The sequence below is a fragment of the Streptomyces sp. NPDC053069 genome (assembly GCF_044546895.1).
GTDB lineage: Bacteria > Actinomycetota > Actinomycetes > Streptomycetales > Streptomycetaceae > Streptomyces.
The window spans coordinates 422,102-440,407 of record NZ_JBITZN010000007.1 but is presented as its reverse complement, the minus strand read 5'-3'; the positions used below and the strand labels follow the sequence as shown (position 1 = coordinate 440,407).

Genomic DNA, 18,306 nt, shown 5'->3' with positions numbered 1-18,306 from the left:
CGCCCGCCCATCCGCTCAGGGGCGGGCCCCGTTCACGGGGTATGCGGTGCCGTGCCCGTCGATATATATCGGCAGCCGATATATTCTGGCTCCATGACAGCGAAGAGCATGACCCGGGCGGCGTTCTTCGTCCTCACCGCGCTCGCCGACCAGCCCCGGCACGGCTACGGCATCCTGCGCGAGACGGAGGAACTGTCCGGGGGAGAGGTGCAGTTGCGGGTCGGCACGCTGTACGGAGTGCTGGACCGGCTCACCGCCGACGGCCTCATCGTGCTGGACCGGGAAGAGGTCCAGCAGGGCCGGCTGCGGCGCTACTACCGGCTCACCGACGACGGCGTCGCGGCCCTGGACGCGGAGGCCGAGCGGATGGCCGCCGGCGCCGGCGCGGCCAAGCGGCGCATCGCCGAGGGCCGCCGCGCCGGCACCGCCGTCCGCCCCGCGGCCGAAGGCCGGTCCGGGCTCGAACCCCCCACCGCACCCGGACTCGCCGGAGGTTACGCATGACCACGCTGCTGGAGGCCCGCTACCGCGCCGTCCTGCGCCTGCTCCCCGCCTACTACCGGCGCGAGCGGGAGGAGGAGATGGTCGAGACGTACCTGGGCGACCTCGACCGCGACACACAGGACCAGAGCCGGCCCACGCTCGGCGAGGTGGCGAGCATCGCCGCCCTGGCGGTGCGCAGCCGCCTCGGCGCGGCAGGGGCGCCCCGTCCCTACGTCCTGCTCGGCTCGGGCGCCCGGCTCTTCGCGCTGGCCGCCGTCCTGGTCCTGGCGGCCTCCGCCGTCGTCGCACCGATCCTGCAGCTGACCTGGTCGTTCACCCGCGGAGGTGCTGAACGGCGGGTGCTCCTCTCGGACTTCACCGACCACGGGCTCCTCGGCGGAACGGTCGCCCTCGCCCAGTGGATCCTGCCGCTGGGCTGGACGGCCGCCTACTTCGGTCTGCTGTACGGCCGTCGCCGTCTCGCCCGGACCGGTGTCCTGGTGGCCGCACTGCCCACCCTGTGGCCGCTGGTGTCCTCGCTGACCGGGGCGACGGTCATCACGGAGCCCGCGTTCGTGGTGACGCTGGCGCTCCTCGCATGGTTGCCGGCCCTCGTGCTGTGCGCCGCCCACCACCGTGACGCGCCGCCGGCCCGGCTGCCGGCCGGCACCCCCGGTCTGGTCTTCATGGCGGCGTGCGTGGTGACGGGCGCGTCCCAGGTGCTGCTGCCCAGCGCCGCCGACCTGGTGTGGGGCCCCGGCAACTGCTTCGTCGCGGGCGCCCTCGGCTGGCTGCTGTGGAGCGTGCGCCGTGCGGAGCGGGTCGCGCCGGGCGGTGCGCTCGCCCTCGCCGTGCTCGGCCTGCTCCTCCTGGCCGTGCGCATCGCCGCCCTGTACCCGTGGCTCGGGCTGCCCGAGGCCGCCGGGTATCTCCGCGGCGACATCGCCCAGGCGGTGGCGCTCGCCCTGCTGACCGTGGTCCTGGCGGTGGCCGGCCGCCGAGAGCTCGCTCCACGCTGAGCTGCCTCGGCGCCGGTGCATGCGCAACCATGCCCTGCTGCCCTGCTGCCCTGCTGCCCTGCTGCCCTGCTGCCCTGCCGCCCGCGGAACGCCGCCGTTCGCGAGGGGGCCGGCGCCTGGCGCCCGCCCCCTCTTGAGTCCTGCGGAGTACGGACTTACGCCCCGCTCTCCCGCAGCATGTCCTCACGCTCGACGATCTTTACGCGCTCGCGGCCCTGCGGCTCGCCCAGGGTCCGCTCGGCGGCGTCCAGCTTGTACCAGCCCTCCCAGGTGGTGAAGCGGACCTGGCGCTCGGCGAGGAAGGCGTCCACGGCCTGCGGGTCGGGCGAGGCGGGCGTGTGCAGCCGGCCGCCCGCGTAGTCGTCCAGCAGGTTGGCGACGGTCTCGTTGGCGTCCCCCTTGGTGTGGCCGATCAGACCGATGGGGCCGCGCCGGATCCAGCCGGTGACGTAGGTGGACTGCAGAGGGGAGCCGCCCTCCTCGATCACCCGGCCGCCCTCGTCCGGGACCGTACCCGTTTCGAGGTCCCAGGGCAGCTTGGGCAGCTTCTCGGAGAGGTAGCCGACCGCGCGGTACACCGCCGTGACGTCCCAGTCCTTGAACTCACCGGTGCCCTTGACGTTGCCGGTGCCGTCCAGGGCGGTGCGCTCGGTGCGCAGGCCGACGACCTTGCCGTCCTCGCCGAGGATCTCCGCCGGGGACTCGAAGAAGTGCAGGAACAGCTTGTGCGGCCGGTCGCCGGCGTCACGGATCGCCCAGTTCTCCAGCGTCTTGGCGACCATGTCCGCCTGCTTGTTGCCGCGCCGGGTCTCGATCGAGCCCTCGTCGTAGTCGATGTCCTCGGGGTCGACGATGACCTCGATGTTCGGCGAGTGGTCCAGCTCGCGCAGCTCCATCGGGCTGAACTTCGCCTGGGCGGGGCCACGGCGGCCGAAGACGTGGATCTCCAGGGCCTTGTTGGCCTTCAGACCGTCGTAGACGTTCGGCGGGATCTCGGTCGGCAGCAGCTCGTCCGCTGTTTTGGCGAGGATGCGGGCCACGTCGAGCGCGACGTTGCCGACGCCGAGCACGGCGACCTTCTCCGCCTGGAGCGGCCAGGTACGGGGCACGTCCGGGTGGCCGTCGTACCAGGAGACGAAGTCGGCTGCGCCGTAGGAACCGTCCAGGTCGATGCCGGGTATGGACAGTTCACGGTCGGCCATCGCGCCGGTGGAGAAGATCACCGCGTCGTAGAAGGCGCGCAGGTCGTCCAGGCTGATGTCGGTCGGGTAGTCGACGTTGCCGAACAGGCGGATCTGCGGCTTGTCGAGCACCTGGTGCAGGGCGGTGATGATGCCCTTGATGCGCGGGTGGTCGGGGGCGACTCCGTACCGGATCAGGCCGAACGGGGCGGGCATGCGCTCGAAGAGGTCGATGGACACACCGGGGTCGGCGGCCACCTCGGACTTGAGCAGGGCGTCGGCGGCGTAGATCCCGGCGGGACCGGCTCCGACGATGGCTACCCGCAGGGGGCGCGGCATGATCAGGTTCCCTTCGAGCGTGGATGGCGACTCGATCAAGGAGCCTAAACTAAGGCACGCCTAAGTTGGTACGGGGGTCAGGTCTATGACCTCATAAGTGGATCTTATGAGGTGCCCAGCGATGCCTTATGGCCCGGGGCGCGGGGACGGCGGTGGCGGTGACGGGCGGTGGCGGATGCGTCGACAGCCACCCCGGGGAAGGTCCCTGGGCCGGTCAGGCGGGTCGCACGATCCGGTGGATCGCCGACTCTCCGGCGCCGTAGACCGACTCCTCCCGTATCGACGATCCCGGGCCCGGCGCGTGCACCATCATGCCGCCGCCGACATGGAGGCCCACGTGCCGGTCGTCGTCGAAGAAGAGGACCAGGTCACCGGGCTCCATTCCGGCGAGGGTGACCGGGGTGCCGGCGAGCGCCTGCTGGTGCGCGGCGCGCGGCAGCGTGACCCCGGCGGCCTTCCAGGCGGCCTGGGTGAGGCTGGAGCAGTCGTACGAGTCCGGCCCCGTCGCACCCCATACGCACGGCTTCCCGATCTGCGCCCGAGCGAACGCGATGGCCTTGGCGGCCCGCGCGGCCCCGGGTGACTCGGGGAGGGGCGTGAAGGAACCCGTACCGGTCCCGGAGGCCCCGCCGGCCGACCAGGTGGACCAGGTGTCCTCGGCCGGCGTCGCGGTCACCGCTCCGTCCGGTGACGCCCACTGCGGCTGCTGCCACTGACCGGTTCCGGGGTCCGAGGGGGACTGCGTGGGCGGTGCGGCCGGGACGGGCACGGCGGTGAGCGCGGTTGGCGGTGCGGGTGGAACGGGCGCGGCTGCGAAGGGGGTTGGCGGCGTGGGCGAAAGGGAAGCGGGCGGCTCGGCCGCGAGGGGCGCGAGCGGTGTGGCCGGGTCGGGCATGGCCGGCGTGGTGGTCATGGGTGTCGGCGGTGTGGTCTCGACCGGCATGGCCGGTGTGTGTGTCGGCGGTGTGGCCGTGAACGGCGTGGGTGGTGCGACCGGAACGGAAGTGAGCGATGCCGTCGTGGCCGACGCGGGCGGCATGGGCGTGGCGGACGCGGGGGGTACGGCCAGAGCGCCGACGAGTTGGGCGGCGTACCGGGAGATCACATCGCTGGCGGCGGCGAGCTTGCGCTGGTTGGCGGCCTTGGACGCGGCGGGGGAGGGGCGGCCCGGCGCGGTGGGGCCGGGGAGCGCCCAGGGTTCCTGCGCCGGACTGTCCTGGGGCGCCGGCGGCCCGGTCACCGGGAGGACCGCCGTCTCGACGGGCCCCGGGCCGGCCGGCTCCACCGGAAGACCGGGCCCGGGAATCCCCGGCACCGGCCGCGGTGCATCGAGGTCGGCCGGTACTGCCTGCGCTTGCGTACCCACCAGGGCCGCGGGGCCGGGCAGCGTCAGTTCCGGTGTGCTCGCGCCGCGCACTGCCGCTCCGGCCAGACCGGTCAACTCGCGGGCTGCACCGGGCAGTTCAGGCCGCCGGGGAGCAGGCAGCGCGGCACGTCCGCCCTCTCGCGCAGCCCGGGCGAGCTGCTCGGGGTCCGGCGCCGGGCCGGCCGTCAGCTCGGCCACCGCGCGGTCGGCGGCCCGCTCCAACGCTTCGGACCGCCGAGCCGGCAGACCCGTACCCAGCGCGTCCGGTGTGCCGCCCGGACCACCACCGCCCATCCGGCCAAGGGAACGGCCCGTGGCCGGACGGTCGGGGAGCCGGTCGGCGGGCAGTACGGCGGGTACGGTCGGCCCGAGCTTGGCGCGCGCCATGTCGAACCACGGCCGGGCGACCTCGTCGAGAGCGGGATCCGGCCGCCGGCCCGACCGCTTGGCCAGCGGAACGCCCCGCGAGCGCGTCACCGAGGCCATGGCCCGGGTCGCGTTGTAGTTCCCGGTCGCGTTCTCGGCCTGATCGTAGAGGGAGTTGATCCGCTGCCGGACCTCGTCCCGCTGCGGAACCTCGTCGCGGCTCTCCGGCGCCATGGAAGACATGCTCCTTCCTTGCCCCGCAGGGCAGTTGGGCCGTCTCGTCCGGCTCCGTCGAGCGCCGGGCGGCCTCGCGTCAACCTAACCAACGTGTGTACCTCGTGTGAAGGTTGAGGCGTGGAATGTCCGATACGTATTTGTGATGTTCGTGGTGACGTTCGAAGGGGAAAGGGAGAGACCCCTGTTTCCCTGTGAGATACCGATGAATTCTCGAAGCCGTTGAACACATCGCCGCCGCCTTCCGTATGAAGCCGGGGAGCTCCATGCCCGACCGGCGCACACACCACACAGGGGACGACCTTGGCACGCAACAACCGCAGACGCCCGACGGGCGCACGACGCGCGACCTTCGCAGCGGTCGCCCTGATGCTGGGCGGAGGTGGCCTCGTCGTGGCGAACGTCTACGCCTCGGCGACCGAGGGCTGGGGTGGCGGGTCCGGTGCGAACGGCACCGGCCATGTCCTGTCCGCGGGCATGGCGACGATCGACTGCCCCGATGTCGGCAGCCGGCTGACCGCCGTACCGGACGCGGCCCGTTCCGACGTGGACCGCGAACTCGCCCTGCTGGACCGGCAGTCGGCGGCGGCGTACCGGCAGCTCCAGCAGCAGTCGGGGCAGGTCATCGGGCAGGCCACGGGACAGGCCACGGGGCACGCCTCCGGTTCCGTCGACGACACGATCATGAACCCGCTGAAGGAGCAGCGGGCCGCGGCGATCGGTCGGATCGCCGACGCCCTCGGCCGGGCGGGGGAGCGCCCGCAGGGCCTGGACGCCCTGGCCGCCTGCACCCTGCGGCCGGCCGGCGGCGGTGCGGGTGACGGCGCTCAGACCACCGCCACCCCGACCGGGGGCACCCAGCAGACAGGCGCCGGCCAGGGCGGCAACGGACCGGTCGTCTCCGACTACGCGGACATCACCTCCGTACAGCCCGGCCTGCCGGCCCCGCCCCAGCAGGCCGACGCCTCGCGCGGCACCTTCTCCTCCGACTGCGGGGTCAACGCGAACGGCCTGTTCAACTCCGACAACGTCATCGTCGCCCCCGGCGTCTCCAACGGTGCCCACCACTTCCACGACTACGTCGGCAACCAGGGCAACAACGCCTTCGCCGGCGACGACGACCTGGCGAAGGCCGACACGAGCTGTGCCGACCAGGGCGACAGGTCCACGTACTACTGGCCGGTGCTGCGCCTGCAGAACGGCACGCAGGAACGCGACGCCGGATCCCCGGGCGGCGGCACCGAGGGCAACGCGGGCCGGATCGTCACGCCCAAGCAGGTCACGCTGACGTTCGTGGGCAACCCGCACGCCAAGGTCACCGCCATGCCACGGTTCCTGCGCATCATCACCGGCGACGCCAAGGCCTTCGTCAACGGGCCCGGCAACGCCAACGCGTCCTGGAGCTGCACCGGTTACGAGGACCGGCAGCTGAAGGACAAGTACCCGCTGTGCCCGCCGGGCAGCGACGTGGTGCGCACCTTCCGGTTCCAGAGCTGCTGGGACGGCCGCAACATCGACAGCGCCAACCACCGCACCCATGTGGCCTTCACCGCCGCCGACGGCTCCTGTCCGGCCGGTTTCCGCCCCATTCCGCAGCTGGTGCAGCGCATCGTCTACGACGTCAAGGCGCCGAGCCTGCAGGACGGCGGCCGTACGGTGCCGCTCTTCGCGGTCGACTCCTTCCCCGAGCAACTGCACAAGCCCGTCACCGATCACGGTGACTTCATCAACGTCTTCGACGAGGACCTGATGCGCGACATGGTCGACTGCATCAACTCCGGCCGCACCTGCGGCCGCGGCGGCGACGGCTCCGGTACGACGCCGGCGCCCACGGCGAGTTCCGGCTCCGGTGCCACGGCTGCCCCGGGCGGCGGTGTGACGGCTGCCCCGGGCGGCGGTGCGACGGTCGCCCCGGGCGAGGGTGCGACGGAGCAGCCCGGCGGCACCGCCACCTCCGCGCCGGCATCCTCGGCGGCCCGGCCCACCGAGAGGCCGAGGACCGACGCGACGACCACTCCGCACCGCTCCACCCGGCAGGAACAGCCCGCGAAGCAGGAAGACCCCGCCGAGCAAGGCCGGTCCGCCAAGCCGGCTCAGCCCACCAAGGGGGACCAGCCCGCGCACCAGGACCGGCCCTCCCAGCAGAACGGCGGCACCACACAGCACACGCCCTCCAAGCAGGGCAGCTCCACCGAGCCGGCACCGCCCACGCCGACGTCCACGCCCGTCCAGTCCCCGCCCACCCAGTCCGCGCCCGCGCAGGCCACCGCCGCCGGACACGTCCCGCCCGCCTCCGCGCAGCCGCAGGGCAAGCAGGGTGCACTCGCGGAGACCGGGGCGCATGTGTGGCCCGCGGTCCTCGGCAGCTTGCTCGCCCTGTCGGGCCTGATCATGCTGCTCCGGGCCAGGCGCCTGCGCTACTGACCGCCGCCGTCAGCACCGCCGCCCGCGACGTCCACGACCGGCCCGGCTCCACGGGCCGGTCGACGACCGTGGGATGAGTGCTGCCCGGCGGGTGTTCTCAGCTCAGCATGAGTGTCTGCTTGGCGAGTTCGTACGCGGGCCGCATCGCGTCGTGCTCCTCGCTGTCCATGCCGCCGAGGTGCAGGACGACCGGGCCGTCGGGCGTGCTGACCGCGAGGGCGGTCTCCTTCTTCGTCTCTTCCAGGAGCTTGCTGGTGTAGAGGTACTCCACCTCCACGCCGCTCAGCCCGCCGCCGGTCTTGACGGAGTGGTACTTCTCCTTGCTGACGTTGTCCTCCGCGGCGACGAACCGGCGCAGCACTGCGCCCGCGTCGGCATCCCCCGGCTTGCCGGTCCACACGCGCAGGAAGCCGATGTGGCCCGCCGGCTTGGCGTCGATCTCGCAGGCCGTGGTGACCGGGCCCTGACGCAGCAAGGCGTCGGCGAGTGCCCCGTTCAGGTCGCCGTCGGAGCCCTTCGAGGTCTTCGACAGCTCCTTCTCGGCGTCGACCGGCTTGGCCTTCCAGCCCTTGGCGATGTCGAAACGGACGGGCAGTTCGCAACTCGAACCGGTCGCACCGATCGCACCGCCGCTCGCCGTCGCCGTCCCCCTGGCCCCCTCGCTCCGGGCGCTCGGCGATGCGCCGGAAGCGCTCTTCCCGGGACCGTCCGCCGACTCCGCGCACCCGCCGAGCACCGCCGCCAGCGCCACCGCCATGACCACTCTGCCCCACATGGACCCCACCCCGACCTGCACGTCCTTCTCCCCTCCTGTTCAGGGGCGTCACTGTAACCGAGGGCACCGGCAACGCCGAACGCCCTTCTTCGGGCCGGCCGGGCCGGTCGGTCGGTGAGGCAGCGGCTCGGGAGAGGACCGGACATGCGTGCATCCGTACCGGTCACGGCAGCCCCTCCCGTCCCTCCCGTGCACCGGCTCCACCCCGCCGCGCCGCCCGCCGCGCCCGCCGTTTGCGAGAGGACACGGGCGCACGGCAGGGTGCGGGGTGTGCCTACCTTGCTGATCGTCCATCACACCCCGTCGCCCAACTGCCAGGCGCTTTTCGAGGCCGTCGTCTCCGGCGCCACCACACCGGAGATCGAGGGCGTCCGGGTCGTCCGGCGGGCGGCCCTGTCCGCGACCGCCGCCGACGTCCTGGAAGCCGACGGCTATCTGCTCGGCACCCCGGCGAACCTGGGCTACATGTCCGGCGCGCTGAAGCATTTCTTCGACCAGATCTACTACCCCTGCCTGGACGAGACCCGGGGCCGGCCGTTCGGCTACTACGTCCACGGCGGCAGTGACGTCACCGGTGCCGTCCGCGCCATCGAGGCCGTCACCACCGGCCTCGGCTGGCGCCGTGCGGCCGACGCGGTGACCGTCACCGGCGAGCCCGGCAAGGCCGACACGGAGGCGTGCTGGGAGCTGGGGGCGACGGTCGCGGCAGGGCTGATGCCGCAGGCGTGAGGGCCGGGCGGGCCCGTCGGCGCGGGCACCGGGGGCCGACCGAGCGCGCCGGTGGGAGCCCGGGCCTCCGCTGCCCGGACCGATGATGGCCCCACCTCCTGGCGGTGATTCCGGTGCCGCCCGCCCCGTTCCCCTCGGTGGACCCGTTCGGCCGCCGCACGGGTGAGGTGGCGGCGCGGTGCCCCGGCGTCACGGGACCGGCCCGCACCGCTGCCGGGGCTGTCGGCGAGCGGTCGTACGAAGAGGCCGACGGTGGCCTCCTCGGTGAAGGTCCGGCGCGTCCAGGTGCCCTGCACCGGCCGACAGCGACCGGCCGGTGCAGGGCATGGCATCGGTGCCGTACACCCGGTGACCGAGGTCGAGAACCCGTACCCCGGGACCCACCGCATCAGGGTTTGCGGGCCACCCCGACGTACACCGGCTGCTCCTCGCGGACCCGCATCCCCGGCTCCGGGTGCCAGTGCGGGGCCGACACGACCCCCGGCTCGTACAGCTCCAGGCCGTCGAAGAAGCGGGTCACCTCGGTGAGCGAGCGTGCCTGGACCGGGGTGCCGCCGGCGCGGTAGACCGCCACGACCCGCTCCCGGACCTCCGGGTCGAACTCACCGCTGCCGTGGGACAGCAGCAGGTGGCTGCCGGACGGCAGGGGGTCCAGCAGCGTACGGACGACGCCGTGCGGGTCCTGCTCGTCGGTGACGAACGGCAGCAGCGCGATCAGTGACAGGGCGACGGGCCGGGTGAGGTCCAGGTGCTCGCGGGCGTACTCCACGATCCGCTCCGGTTCCCGGACGTCGGCGTGCACATAGGCGGTACGGCCCTCGGCTGTGCCGTGGAGCAGGGCTTCGGCGTGCCGCAGCACGATCGGGTCGTTGTCCGCGTAGACGACACGGGCGCTCGGGGTGACGGCCTGGACGATCTGGTGCAGATTCGGCTCGGTGGGGATCCCGGTGCCCACGTCCAGGAACTGGTCGACGCCCTGGCGGGCGACGAAGCGGACGGCCCGGTGCATGAACTCACGGTTGGCCCAGGCCGTGTCCTTGACACCCGGGAACAGCTCCAGCACCCGCTGTGCGGCTTCGGCGTCCACGGGGTAGTGGTCCTTGCCGTCCAGGTACCAGTCGTACATCCGCGCCGAGTGCGGCTTGCCGGTGTCGATGCGCTCCGGGCTGAATCCGGTGTCTGTCACGTCGGCTCTCCAGGAAAAGTGGGGGGTTGATGGCTCGCGACGCCGGACGGGCGGGCGAGCGGGTGGTCAGCGGCAGCGGGAGGCCGCCGTACTGTCGTGGCGGTGCCAGACGGCATCGACCACACGGCCGTCAGGAAGGGTGTGCCGGGGCGGTCCCTCGTCCGCCACGAAGCCGGCGCGGGCCAGGGCCCGTCGGCTCGCGGTGTTCCCGGGCTCCGCGCCCGCCCGGACCGTGGTCAGTCCGGCATGCGTGTGGGCGAGCGCCGCGCCGGCGCGGAACAGCTCCGCGCCCAGGCCCTGGCCGCGGCAGGCCGGCGCCAGCCAGCCGCCCATCTCGCCCGTACGGTGCTCCAGTTCGAGGGCGCCGGCATAAGCGAGGTCGGATCTGCGCACACAGACCAGGAGCAGCGGATCGTCCGGGCCGGGTACGTACGGCTGCGCCAGCTTCCCGGGCACCCGGCGGCCGTCGTCACCGGCCGGCCGCCAGGCGAGCAGGGCCCTGCGGGTGCCGGGATCCGGGAGGACCTGATCCGCCTGGGTGCCGAGCCAGCGCTGTGCCTCGGCATCGGCGCCGGCGGCGAGCGCCGCCGCCACGTCGAGCCGGGTCCGGGGCGTGAACAGCAACAGCCGTTCGGTGGCCAGGGCGTGCCGGCCGCATCCGGGCTCGCACCGCCCGGGCGCGGGCAGCCCGGATGAGGCCCGCCTCCGGCGGATCATCGACCAGACCATGCACACCCCCGGCGGAACGCTCCGCGTGACGGACCCGGAACCCGCACGAGCCCCGAGCCCCGACGGATGCGGGCGCCCCGCACCGGCGGTGAATTTACCGGGCTTCGCGGGCGGATGGGGTGCGGGCGGGGGTGGTTTCGGTCCAAGGGCGGCGGTGTGGGGCGGTGGGGCGAGCGGGCGCGGCGCCCCGTGGCCACCGCCCCGTTCCGCCGGAGTGTTGCGGCGCTCCGGTGAGCGGGTCCCGGGTTCAGCCGGCGTGTTCCTGGGAGCCGGGCTTGGGGCGGGTGCGGGTCCAGGAGGGGTCGGCGGACGGAGTGGGGACGGGTGCGGTGTGGCGCATGGGAATCCTTCGGACGAGTGGGGGACGGTCCGTGGCGGGCAGGGGGGGCGGATCGGGGGCGCGGTTTCAGCCGTGGTCGGACGGCAGCTCCGCCCAGACGACTCGGGCTGGCCGACCGGACAGCGGCGTCACGCCCCAGGCGAGGCTCAGCGCGTCGACGAGCAACAGCCCGCGCCCGTGCTGGTCGTCCGGTCCGGGGCGGCGCGCCACTGGTGGCGCGGCGCCGCCTTCCTGGTCCTCGACCTCGATCCGTATCCGGTCCGCCGTGTCGTGCAGCCGGCAGGCGATCCGCCGACCGGCCGTGTGCATCAGGGCGTTCGTGACCAGCTCCGAGATCACCAGGACCGCGTCGTCCCGGCGGTCCTCCGGTACGTCCCAGGCGGTCAGCAGATCCTGCACGACACGGCGGGCCGCGCCCACGGCCGCCGGCCGGGCCGGGAGGTCGAAGGCGGCGGCGCAGCGGGAGGTCGGGGCCCTGGAGGCGAGCCGGTCGGGGCCGAGGGGCCCAGGGAGTCGACCGAGGCGCTCGCCTCCGGGCGGTCTGCGGACACCGGCCTGGACCGGCGGTCGATGCGGAGGTTCCACGGCGTCCGCCGCGGGGAGCGGGTGGTTCCCGGTGTCCGGGGCCCCGCGCGGGGCGGCGAGGGCCGCGTCCGCCCGCCGGTCCGGCCCGTCCGTACGGTCCGGACCGCGACGCGGCCGCCGGTCGGCGGTGTCCGGCGCCCGGTCCGTCGCGTCGGCGCCGTCCCGTGGCTGCTGTGGCCGGTCGGCGGTGCCGGGAGTGCGGTGCGGTCCGTCGGGCGGGTCCGGGAGCCGGTGTGCCGGGTCGGTGATGCTCCGGGCCCGGTGGGTCTGCTCCGCGTCGGCAAGATCCCGGCGCGCGTACCTCGTGGAGTCCGGGGGCGGGATCCGGGCCGGGTCGTCCGTGGGCCTGCGCCGGGGGAGGACCGCGGGCAGGCGCAACGGGCTCGACGCCAGGGGCGTTCTCCGGTCCCCGGGTGGTCGGTGGAGCGGTAGGGGGAGGGAGGGCGGAGCCATCGCCGTGCGCCTTTCATCCGGCTTCGCGTGGGGGTGTCGGATCTGTGGCCGGCCGCTCGCGCAGCAGACGACACACCGCCTCCCACGAGGCCGTAGTGCGGCCCGGTCTCCCCCAACCCGGCCGCGCCGCCCGCTCCTTGGTCAGCCGGAGCAGTGAGTCCACTGTGGCACCTGCCAACAACGCTCCGCAACCGGCAAGTTGAAATTTGCAAGTAGCCAAGTGCATGCTGCTTCGGCCAGAACGTGATCGAATGGGTCGGGGAAGCGATCGTGTGCGACGGTGTCCCCGTGACCTGGTGAGGGGGTGTGAGGCGTGACCGAGGAGACCGACTGGGGTGGCGCACCCTCCGTCCTGCGCATGATCCTGGGCCGGCAACTGGAGGAGCTGCGCACCCGGGCCGGCCTCGGCTACGCGGCGGCGGGCACCGCCATCGGGGTCAGCCACTCCACGATCCGCCGCATGGAGGCCGCCAAGGTGGCCCGGCTGCGGCTCGCGGACGTCGAGAAACTGCTCCAGGTCTACGGCGTCACCGACCAGGACGAGATCGACACCTTCCTGCAGTCCGTGCGCGAGGCCAACAAGCGCGGCTGGTGGCACACCTACCGCGATGTGATGCCCGACTGGTTCGCCGCCTATCTCAGCCTGGAACAGGCCGCGTTGCAGATCCGCGCCTACGAGAACCAGTTCGTGCACGGCCTGCTGCAGACCGAGGACTACGCCCGCGCCCTGCTCGCCGCGGACCATCCGCACGCCTCCGTGGAAGCCACCGAACGCCGGGTCGCCCTGCGCATGCGCCGCCAGGAACTGCTGGCCCGCCAGGCGCCGCCGCGGGTGTGGGTGCTGATGGACGAGACCGTGCTGCGCTGGCCCGTCGGCGGACCGCAGGTGATGCGCGCGCAGATCGACCACCTCGTCGAGGTCAACCGGCTGCCGCATGTCACCCTGCAGCTCATGCCGTTCGCCAACGGACCGCATCCGGCGCTTCGGGCGGGCGCCTACCACCTCTTCCGCTTCCGGGCCCGCGAACTGCCCGACATCGTCTACCTCAGCGGCCTGGTCGGGGCCGTCTACCTCGACAAGGCCGACGACGTGGTGGTGTACCGGGAGTCGCTGGACCGGCTCGGCGCCCAGGCCGCGCCCGCCAGGAAGACGGAGGCCCTGCTCGGCGCGATCCGCAAGGAGCTGTGACACACCCACCTGCGCGTACGCAAGCCCCCACCCCCCGACCCGAATGGGAGACACGGCGTTGCCCGACAACGGATGGCCGGCCGACCGGATCGACACCGAGAACGCCCACTCCGCCCGCATCTACGACTACATCCTCGGCGGCAAGGACTACTACCCCGCCGACAAGGAGGCGGGTGACGCCATGGCCCGGGAGTGGCCCGCGCTCCCGGTCCACATGCGGGCCAACCGCGACTGGATGAACCGTGCCGTGCGCTGGCTGGCCGAGGAGGCGGGCATGCGCCAGTTCCTGGACATCGGCACCGGGATCCCGACCTCGCCCAACCTGCACGAGATCGCCCAGGCCGTGGCTCCCGAGTCCCGGGTCGTCTACGTGGACAACGACCCGATCGTCCTCACCCTCTCCCAGGGCCTGCTGGCCAGCGCGCCCGAGGGCCGTACCTCGTACATCGAGGCCGACTTCCGCGACCCGGCGGCCATCCTGGACGCCCCCGAGCTGCGCGAGACGCTGGACCTGGGCAAGCCGGTCGCGCTCACGGTCATCGCCATCGTCCACTTCATGCTCGACGAGGACGACGCGGTCGGTGTCGTGCGCCGGCTGCTGGAGCCGCTGCCGTCCGGCAGCTGGCTGGCGATGTCCATCGGCACCGCCGAGTTCGCCCCCGAGGAGGTGGGCAGGGTCGCCCGCGAGTACGCGGCCCGCAACATGCCCATGCGGCTGCGCACCCTCGACGAGGCCCACGAGTTCTTCGAGGGGCTGGAACTGGCCGAACCGGGCATCGTCCAGGTGCACAAGTGGCACCCCGACGGCACCGGCGAGAAGGACATCCGCGACGAGGACATCGCCATGTACGGCGCGGTCGCCCGCAAGCCGTGACCGGCCGCTCGTCGTGACAGACCAGGGGCCGGGGTCCGACCCACCTCCCGGACCCCGGCCCCGCCTCCTTGCGCACGGCGGGACGGGCGGCTCCCCGGCCGGCAGGTCCCGATTCGTCGCGGGAGCACCCAACTCCCAGCCCACTGAGGCGGAATGACCGAAAGGGCGCGGAAACCCGACCGGAATTCGGCACAACCTTCCGGCTGCCTCATGTTCCGTGACAGGAGTGGGAAAAAAGCCGGGAGAAGCGGAACCGGCGCGAGGGAAATGCGGTCTTAAGGTCCGTCGACGGCCGGGATCAGCCCGGACGTACGAAACCGGGGGAATGAGACACATGTCCGTTCAGAGTCGTAAGACCCTCCTCACCGCGGTGGCCCTCGCCGGCGGCCTCACCCTGGCCGCCGTGGCGCCCGCCCTCGCGGGCACCGGCACCAGCCACACCACCCGCACCGCCGCCGTGTCCTCCGCGCAGGGCGACCCGCGCAACGTCACCCAGCACGTGGCCGACTTCTACGGCGCCTACATCGACGCCGTCTGGTCCACCGACGACAAGGCCGCGGGCGACGCCGCCAAGGCGCTGCGGGCCTTCTACCTCTCCGCCGCCGCGCAGAAGCACGTGGCGGCCTTCGAGAAGAAGGAGCACGCCGACGGCATCCTCTTCGCGCAGAACGTACCGGTGAAGTGGAAGGTGACCTACACCGGTTCCGGCGCCGGCCATGCCACCAGCCGGGTCACGCTCACCTGGAGCGACGGGCCGCACGCCGAAGTCAGCGCCATCGACGTGCAGTCCGACCTGAAGACCCTGAAGATCACCGACCTGAGGTCGGTCCGCTGACCGGGGGCGTGCGGTCCCGCCCCGCCCCACTCGGGGCGGGACTCACGCCTGCCGTGACAGTCATCGGTGCGCGGCGGAGCCACTGACCCGGCCGTGCTGGCGGCGCCGGTCCACGGCCGTGCGGTGCAGCGCGATGAGCGCGGCGTCGTCGTCCAGCCGGCCCCCGGCATGGGTGAGCAGATCGCGCCGCACATGGTGCATCAGCGCCTCGGGGCTGTCGTCGGTCCAGCGCCCGGCCCGCTCGGTGAGGGGATAGAACCGGCCGTGCGCGTCCCTGGCCTCCACCACGCCGTCGGTGTAGAGGAGCAGGGTGTCACCCGGCTCGAACGAGAACACGTCCAGCGTGTGCTCGGTGCTGCTCTGCACCCCGAGCGGCGGTGACGGGTGCAGACTCGGGACGGTGACGGCGTGGCCGGGGCTCAGCAGCAGCGGTGGCGGATGGCCGCAGCTGGTCATGCGGGTGACCGGATCCCGGTCCGGGATCTCCACCAGCAGCGCGGTGGCGAACCGCTCGCCCGCCTCCTCCGGCGGCTCCAGGTCCGCGGTGTGCCGGGTGATGCTCTGCTCCAGGACGGCCGCCAGCTCCGCCAGCGGGATGTGCCGGTGCGCGCTCTCCCGGAACGCCCCGAGCAGCAGCGCGGCCTCGCCGATGGCCGCCAGGCCCTTGCCGCGGACGTCGCCGATCAGGACGCGTACCGCGCCGTCGCACCGGGTTGCCGCGTACAGGTCGCCGCCGATCTGTGCCTCGTCCTCGGCGGCCAGATACAGCGAGGCGATCCGCAGCGGCCCGATCTGCTCGGGCAGCGGCCACATCAGCACATGCTGCGCCGCCTCGGCGACCGTGCGGACCTGGGCCAGCTGTGCCTGCCGACGCTCGCGCAGCGCGCTGTACAGCACCAGCAGCACCGAGAGCACGGCGAGGGTGATGATCTGCACGACGTGGTTCGTGGTGCCGATGCCGCCATGGGTGACCCCGATGAGGATCTGGGCGGCCAGTGCGAGCGCCCCGATCGCCGCGGTGGTGCGCGGACCGGCGATGGAAGGCGTCAGTGCCGGTGCGATCACCAGGGCCGGGCCCAGGTGGACGCTGTAGGGGGCCTGTGTGTCCACCACCGTGATCACCACGATGAGCGCGACCGGGAGCAACAGCAGCGGATGTGCCGACTGCCATGGCTGCCGCCAAGCCGCCCCGAGCCGGGGTTTCATTCCTACAGCGTGCTCCCGGGCCGGACGGCACGCACGTCACGCGGGAAGGATCCGCCCCCTGCGCTTCCGCCCGGCCTCGCCCGCGCACGCCGAGACCGCGCCGTCACAGGTCTGTTCCCGCTCCAGGCGGCCTGCTGCCTGCCGCCGTCCTGGCGGAGCGAACCGCCGCGAACCGCCGTGCGGTGCGCCGTGTCGGTGCGGTCGCGCCGGGTACCCGTACGCCCCCGGGGCGGAACCGGCCACCCCGGGGGCGCCCGGTGCCGTGAAGGAGAGGTCATGACACACAACGGGGAGGACACCGCGCCCCTCCGGCGACCGGAGGTCACCGAACTGCGACTCGCCCAGGACGGAACGGACCGCTCCACCGCCTCCGCGCCGGGGCAGCCGGACCTGCCGCACGACCGCAGCCAGGCGATCCTGGAGGCCGCCAAGGAGATCGGCGCCCTCTTCAAACGCGCCGGCCACCGTTTCGCGCTCGCCGGGAGCGTGGCCGTCTACGCCCACGGCGGCAGCCGCTACCTCCAGCACGACGCCGACTTCTGCGTCCTGCCCGACGACGCCGAGACGGTCGCCGCCACCCTGCGCGAGGCGGGCCTCGACGTGCGCACCCCGCCCGAGGACTGGCTGCTGAAGACCACCTGCCGCGGACAGAACGTCGACATCATCTTCGCCCTCGCGCACCAGCCCGTCACCAAGGACCTGCTGGAGCGCGCCCATGTCCTGCCGGTCGACTCGGTGCTGATGCCCGTCCTGTCCCCGACCGACCTGATCCGCAGCCTGCTCAGCGCCTTCTCCGAGCACTACTGCGACTTCGGGGCCGTGCTGCCGGTCGCCCGGGCCGTGCGCGAGAAGGTCGACTGGCAGGAGGTCCGGGACACCTGCGGCGAACAGCCCATGCCGGCCGCCTTCCTCTTCCTCCTCGAACGGCTGCACGTGATCGACCCCCAGGAGGGGCAGCCATGACCGACACGAGCCCGCCGCCCCCGCCGGCGGCCGGCAACCTGGACTACCGCGTCGCCCACCTCGCCGAGCACCTGGCCGCCGGACCGCTCGGGGAACTCGGCGTACGACTGGAGATGCGCGGCGACGCCGTCCTGCTCACCGGCACCGTGCCGTCCGCCCAGTGCCGGGACGAGATCTGCCACATGGCCCGCGAGGAACTGGCGGGGCATCCCGTCCACTGCGACATCCTCGTCGCCGGGACCTCCTCGCCCGACCATGGAGAGGACCTGACATGATCCGCGTCGCGGCCGTCGGGGACATCCACATGGGCCCCGAGAGCCAGGGCACGCTGCGCCCCTCCTTCGAGACCCTGCCCGGGTGCGCCGACGTCCTGCTGCTCGCCGGTGACCTCACCCGGCACGGCACCCCTGAGGAGGCCGCGGTCGTCGCACGGGAGATCAAGGACCTCGGGGTGCCGGTCGTCGCCGTCCTGGGCAACCACGACCACCACGACGAGCGTCCCGAGGAGGTCACCACCATCCTCCGGGACGCCGGCGCCCATGTGCTGGAGGGGCAGGCCACCGTGGTCGCCGGCGCTGGTGGGACCCGGATCGGGGTCGCCGGGACGAAGGGCTTCGGCGGCGGTTTCGTCGGACGCTGTGCCGGGGAGTTCGGCGAACCGCTCATGAAGGAGTTCGTCCGCTACAGCCGCCGGTGCGCCGACGGTCTGCACGACGCCCTGAAGGAGCTGGCCGACTGCGACGTGCGGATCGCCCTGACCCACTTCTCGCCCGTGCCGGACACCCTGGCCGGCGAGCCGCCGGAGATCTACCCGTTCCTCGGCAGCTATCTGCTCGCGGAGGCGATCGACACCGGCGGCGCCGACCTGGCGGTGCACGGCCACGCGCACGCCGGCACCGAACACGGCATGACCAGCGGCGGCGTCCGCGTGCGGAACGTGGCCCAGCCGGTCATCGGACAGGCCTTCCACGTGTACCACCTGCCGGGCCGGGAGCAGCACACGCAGGAGTGAGCCCCGCGGCCCCGGGGG

17 protein-coding genes are annotated in these 18,306 nt (G+C 73.1%); 10 read left to right on the top strand and 7 right to left on the bottom strand.

Annotated features, from left to right (window positions below):
- The first annotated feature begins 108 nt into the window (after nt 1-108).
- Both ACIGXP_RS19295 and ACIGXP_RS19290 read left to right on the top strand, forming a co-directional pair.
- Nucleotides 109-504 (top strand): PadR family transcriptional regulator, encoded by a 396-nt coding sequence (locus ACIGXP_RS19295; RefSeq protein ID WP_363219699.1) that lies wholly within the window; start codon nt 109-111, stop codon nt 502-504.
- A complete protein-coding gene (locus ACIGXP_RS19290; RefSeq protein WP_363219698.1) occupies nt 501-1,502 on the top strand; it encodes a hypothetical protein in 1,002 nt (333 codons plus the stop codon). Before ACIGXP_RS19295 ends, ACIGXP_RS19290 begins: the two co-directional genes overlap by 4 nt.
- Before the next feature lie 155 nt (nt 1,503-1,657).
- On the opposite strand, the gene ACIGXP_RS19285 is transcribed toward ACIGXP_RS19290, so the two are convergent.
- Together ACIGXP_RS19285 and ACIGXP_RS19280 are read right to left on the bottom strand one after the other, a co-directional pair.
- A complete protein-coding gene (locus ACIGXP_RS19285) occupies nt 1,658-3,022 on the bottom strand; it encodes an FAD-dependent oxidoreductase (protein ID WP_399769878.1) in 1,365 nt (454 codons plus the stop codon).
- Between the two features lie 214 nt (nt 3,023-3,236).
- Nucleotides 3,237-4,997 (bottom strand): NlpC/P60 family protein, encoded by a 1,761-nt coding sequence (locus ACIGXP_RS19280; protein WP_399769739.1) that lies wholly within the window; start codon nt 4,995-4,997, stop codon nt 3,237-3,239.
- A 360-nt stretch (nt 4,998-5,357) separates the two neighbouring features.
- Between ACIGXP_RS19280 and ACIGXP_RS19275 the strand changes: the two genes are divergently transcribed.
- Nucleotides 5,358-7,412 (top strand): DUF1996 domain-containing protein, encoded by a 2,055-nt coding sequence (locus ACIGXP_RS19275; protein ID WP_399769876.1) that lies wholly within the window; start codon nt 5,358-5,360, stop codon nt 7,410-7,412.
- Nucleotides 7,413-7,509: 97 nt separating this feature from the next.
- On the opposite strand, the gene ACIGXP_RS19270 is transcribed toward ACIGXP_RS19275, so the two are convergent.
- Complete coding sequence (locus ACIGXP_RS19270) at nt 7,510-8,208, bottom strand: lipoprotein (protein WP_399769737.1); 699 nt, start codon at nt 8,206-8,208, stop codon at nt 7,510-7,512.
- 249 nt (nt 8,209-8,457) lie between these two features.
- Here ACIGXP_RS19270 and ACIGXP_RS19265 point away from each other — a divergent pair, with 249 nt between their 5' ends.
- Nucleotides 8,458-8,916: a flavodoxin family protein gene (locus ACIGXP_RS19265; protein ID WP_399769734.1), complete on the top strand. Its 459-nt coding sequence runs from the start codon at nt 8,458-8,460 to the stop codon at nt 8,914-8,916.
- Between the two features lie 388 nt (nt 8,917-9,304).
- Here the strand turns inward: ACIGXP_RS19265 and ACIGXP_RS19260 are convergent, their stop codons facing one another.
- The 3 genes from ACIGXP_RS19260 to ACIGXP_RS19250 all read right to left on the bottom strand — a co-directional run bounded on the left by ACIGXP_RS19260 (nt 9,305) and on the right by ACIGXP_RS19250 (nt 12,134).
- The gene (locus ACIGXP_RS19260) at nt 9,305-10,102 is read right to left on the bottom strand and encodes an SAM-dependent methyltransferase (RefSeq protein WP_363220542.1); all 798 of its coding nucleotides are present in this window, start codon (nt 10,100-10,102) and stop codon (nt 9,305-9,307) included.
- Between the two features lie 66 nt (nt 10,103-10,168).
- Nucleotides 10,169-10,819 (bottom strand): GNAT family protein, encoded by a 651-nt coding sequence (locus ACIGXP_RS19255; RefSeq protein WP_363220543.1) that lies wholly within the window; start codon nt 10,817-10,819, stop codon nt 10,169-10,171.
- A 418-nt stretch (nt 10,820-11,237) separates the two neighbouring features.
- Nucleotides 11,238-12,134 (bottom strand): ATP-binding protein, encoded by an 897-nt coding sequence (locus ACIGXP_RS19250; RefSeq protein ID WP_399769730.1) that lies wholly within the window; start codon nt 12,132-12,134, stop codon nt 11,238-11,240.
- A gap of 388 nt (nt 12,135-12,522) precedes the next feature.
- On the opposite strand from ACIGXP_RS19250, the gene ACIGXP_RS19245 reads away from it, so the two are divergent.
- The 3 genes from ACIGXP_RS19245 to ACIGXP_RS19235 all read left to right on the top strand — a co-directional run bounded on the left by ACIGXP_RS19245 (nt 12,523) and on the right by ACIGXP_RS19235 (nt 15,107).
- On the top strand, nt 12,523-13,398 hold the full coding sequence (locus tag ACIGXP_RS19245; protein ID WP_399769728.1) for a helix-turn-helix domain-containing protein: 876 nt from the start codon (nt 12,523-12,525) through the stop codon (nt 13,396-13,398).
- 58 nt (nt 13,399-13,456) lie between these two features.
- The gene (locus tag ACIGXP_RS19240) at nt 13,457-14,272 is read left to right on the top strand and encodes an SAM-dependent methyltransferase (protein WP_363219602.1); all 816 of its coding nucleotides are present in this window, start codon (nt 13,457-13,459) and stop codon (nt 14,270-14,272) included.
- Nucleotides 14,273-14,606: 334 nt separating this feature from the next.
- Nucleotides 14,607-15,107: a hypothetical protein gene (locus ACIGXP_RS19235; RefSeq protein ID WP_363219603.1), complete on the top strand. Its 501-nt coding sequence runs from the start codon at nt 14,607-14,609 to the stop codon at nt 15,105-15,107.
- 60 nt (nt 15,108-15,167) lie between these two features.
- On the opposite strand, the gene ACIGXP_RS19230 is transcribed toward ACIGXP_RS19235, so the two are convergent.
- The gene (locus ACIGXP_RS19230) at nt 15,168-16,313 is read right to left on the bottom strand and encodes a PP2C family protein-serine/threonine phosphatase (RefSeq protein ID WP_399769724.1); all 1,146 of its coding nucleotides are present in this window, start codon (nt 16,311-16,313) and stop codon (nt 15,168-15,170) included.
- Nucleotides 16,314-16,589: 276 nt separating this feature from the next.
- Between ACIGXP_RS19230 and ACIGXP_RS19225 the strand changes: the two genes are divergently transcribed.
- From ACIGXP_RS19225 to ACIGXP_RS19215, 3 genes are read left to right on the top strand one after another with little or no spacing between them, the layout of a single operon-like run.
- Nucleotides 16,590-17,276, top strand: coding sequence for a hypothetical protein (locus tag ACIGXP_RS19225; RefSeq protein ID WP_363219605.1), 687 nt, complete (start codon nt 16,590-16,592; stop codon nt 17,274-17,276).
- Entirely contained in the window at nt 17,273-17,551 is a 279-nt protein-coding gene (locus ACIGXP_RS19220; RefSeq protein WP_363219606.1) for a BON domain-containing protein, read from the top strand. The genes ACIGXP_RS19225 and ACIGXP_RS19220 overlap by 4 nt, the downstream gene beginning before the upstream one ends.
- Nucleotides 17,548-18,288 carry a metallophosphoesterase gene (locus ACIGXP_RS19215; protein WP_399769721.1) on the top strand — a complete coding sequence of 247 codons (741 nt, stop codon included), beginning with the start codon at nt 17,548-17,550 and terminating at the stop codon, nt 18,286-18,288. The genes ACIGXP_RS19220 and ACIGXP_RS19215 overlap by 4 nt, the downstream gene beginning before the upstream one ends.
- Nucleotides 18,289-18,306: the final 18 nt, after the last annotated feature.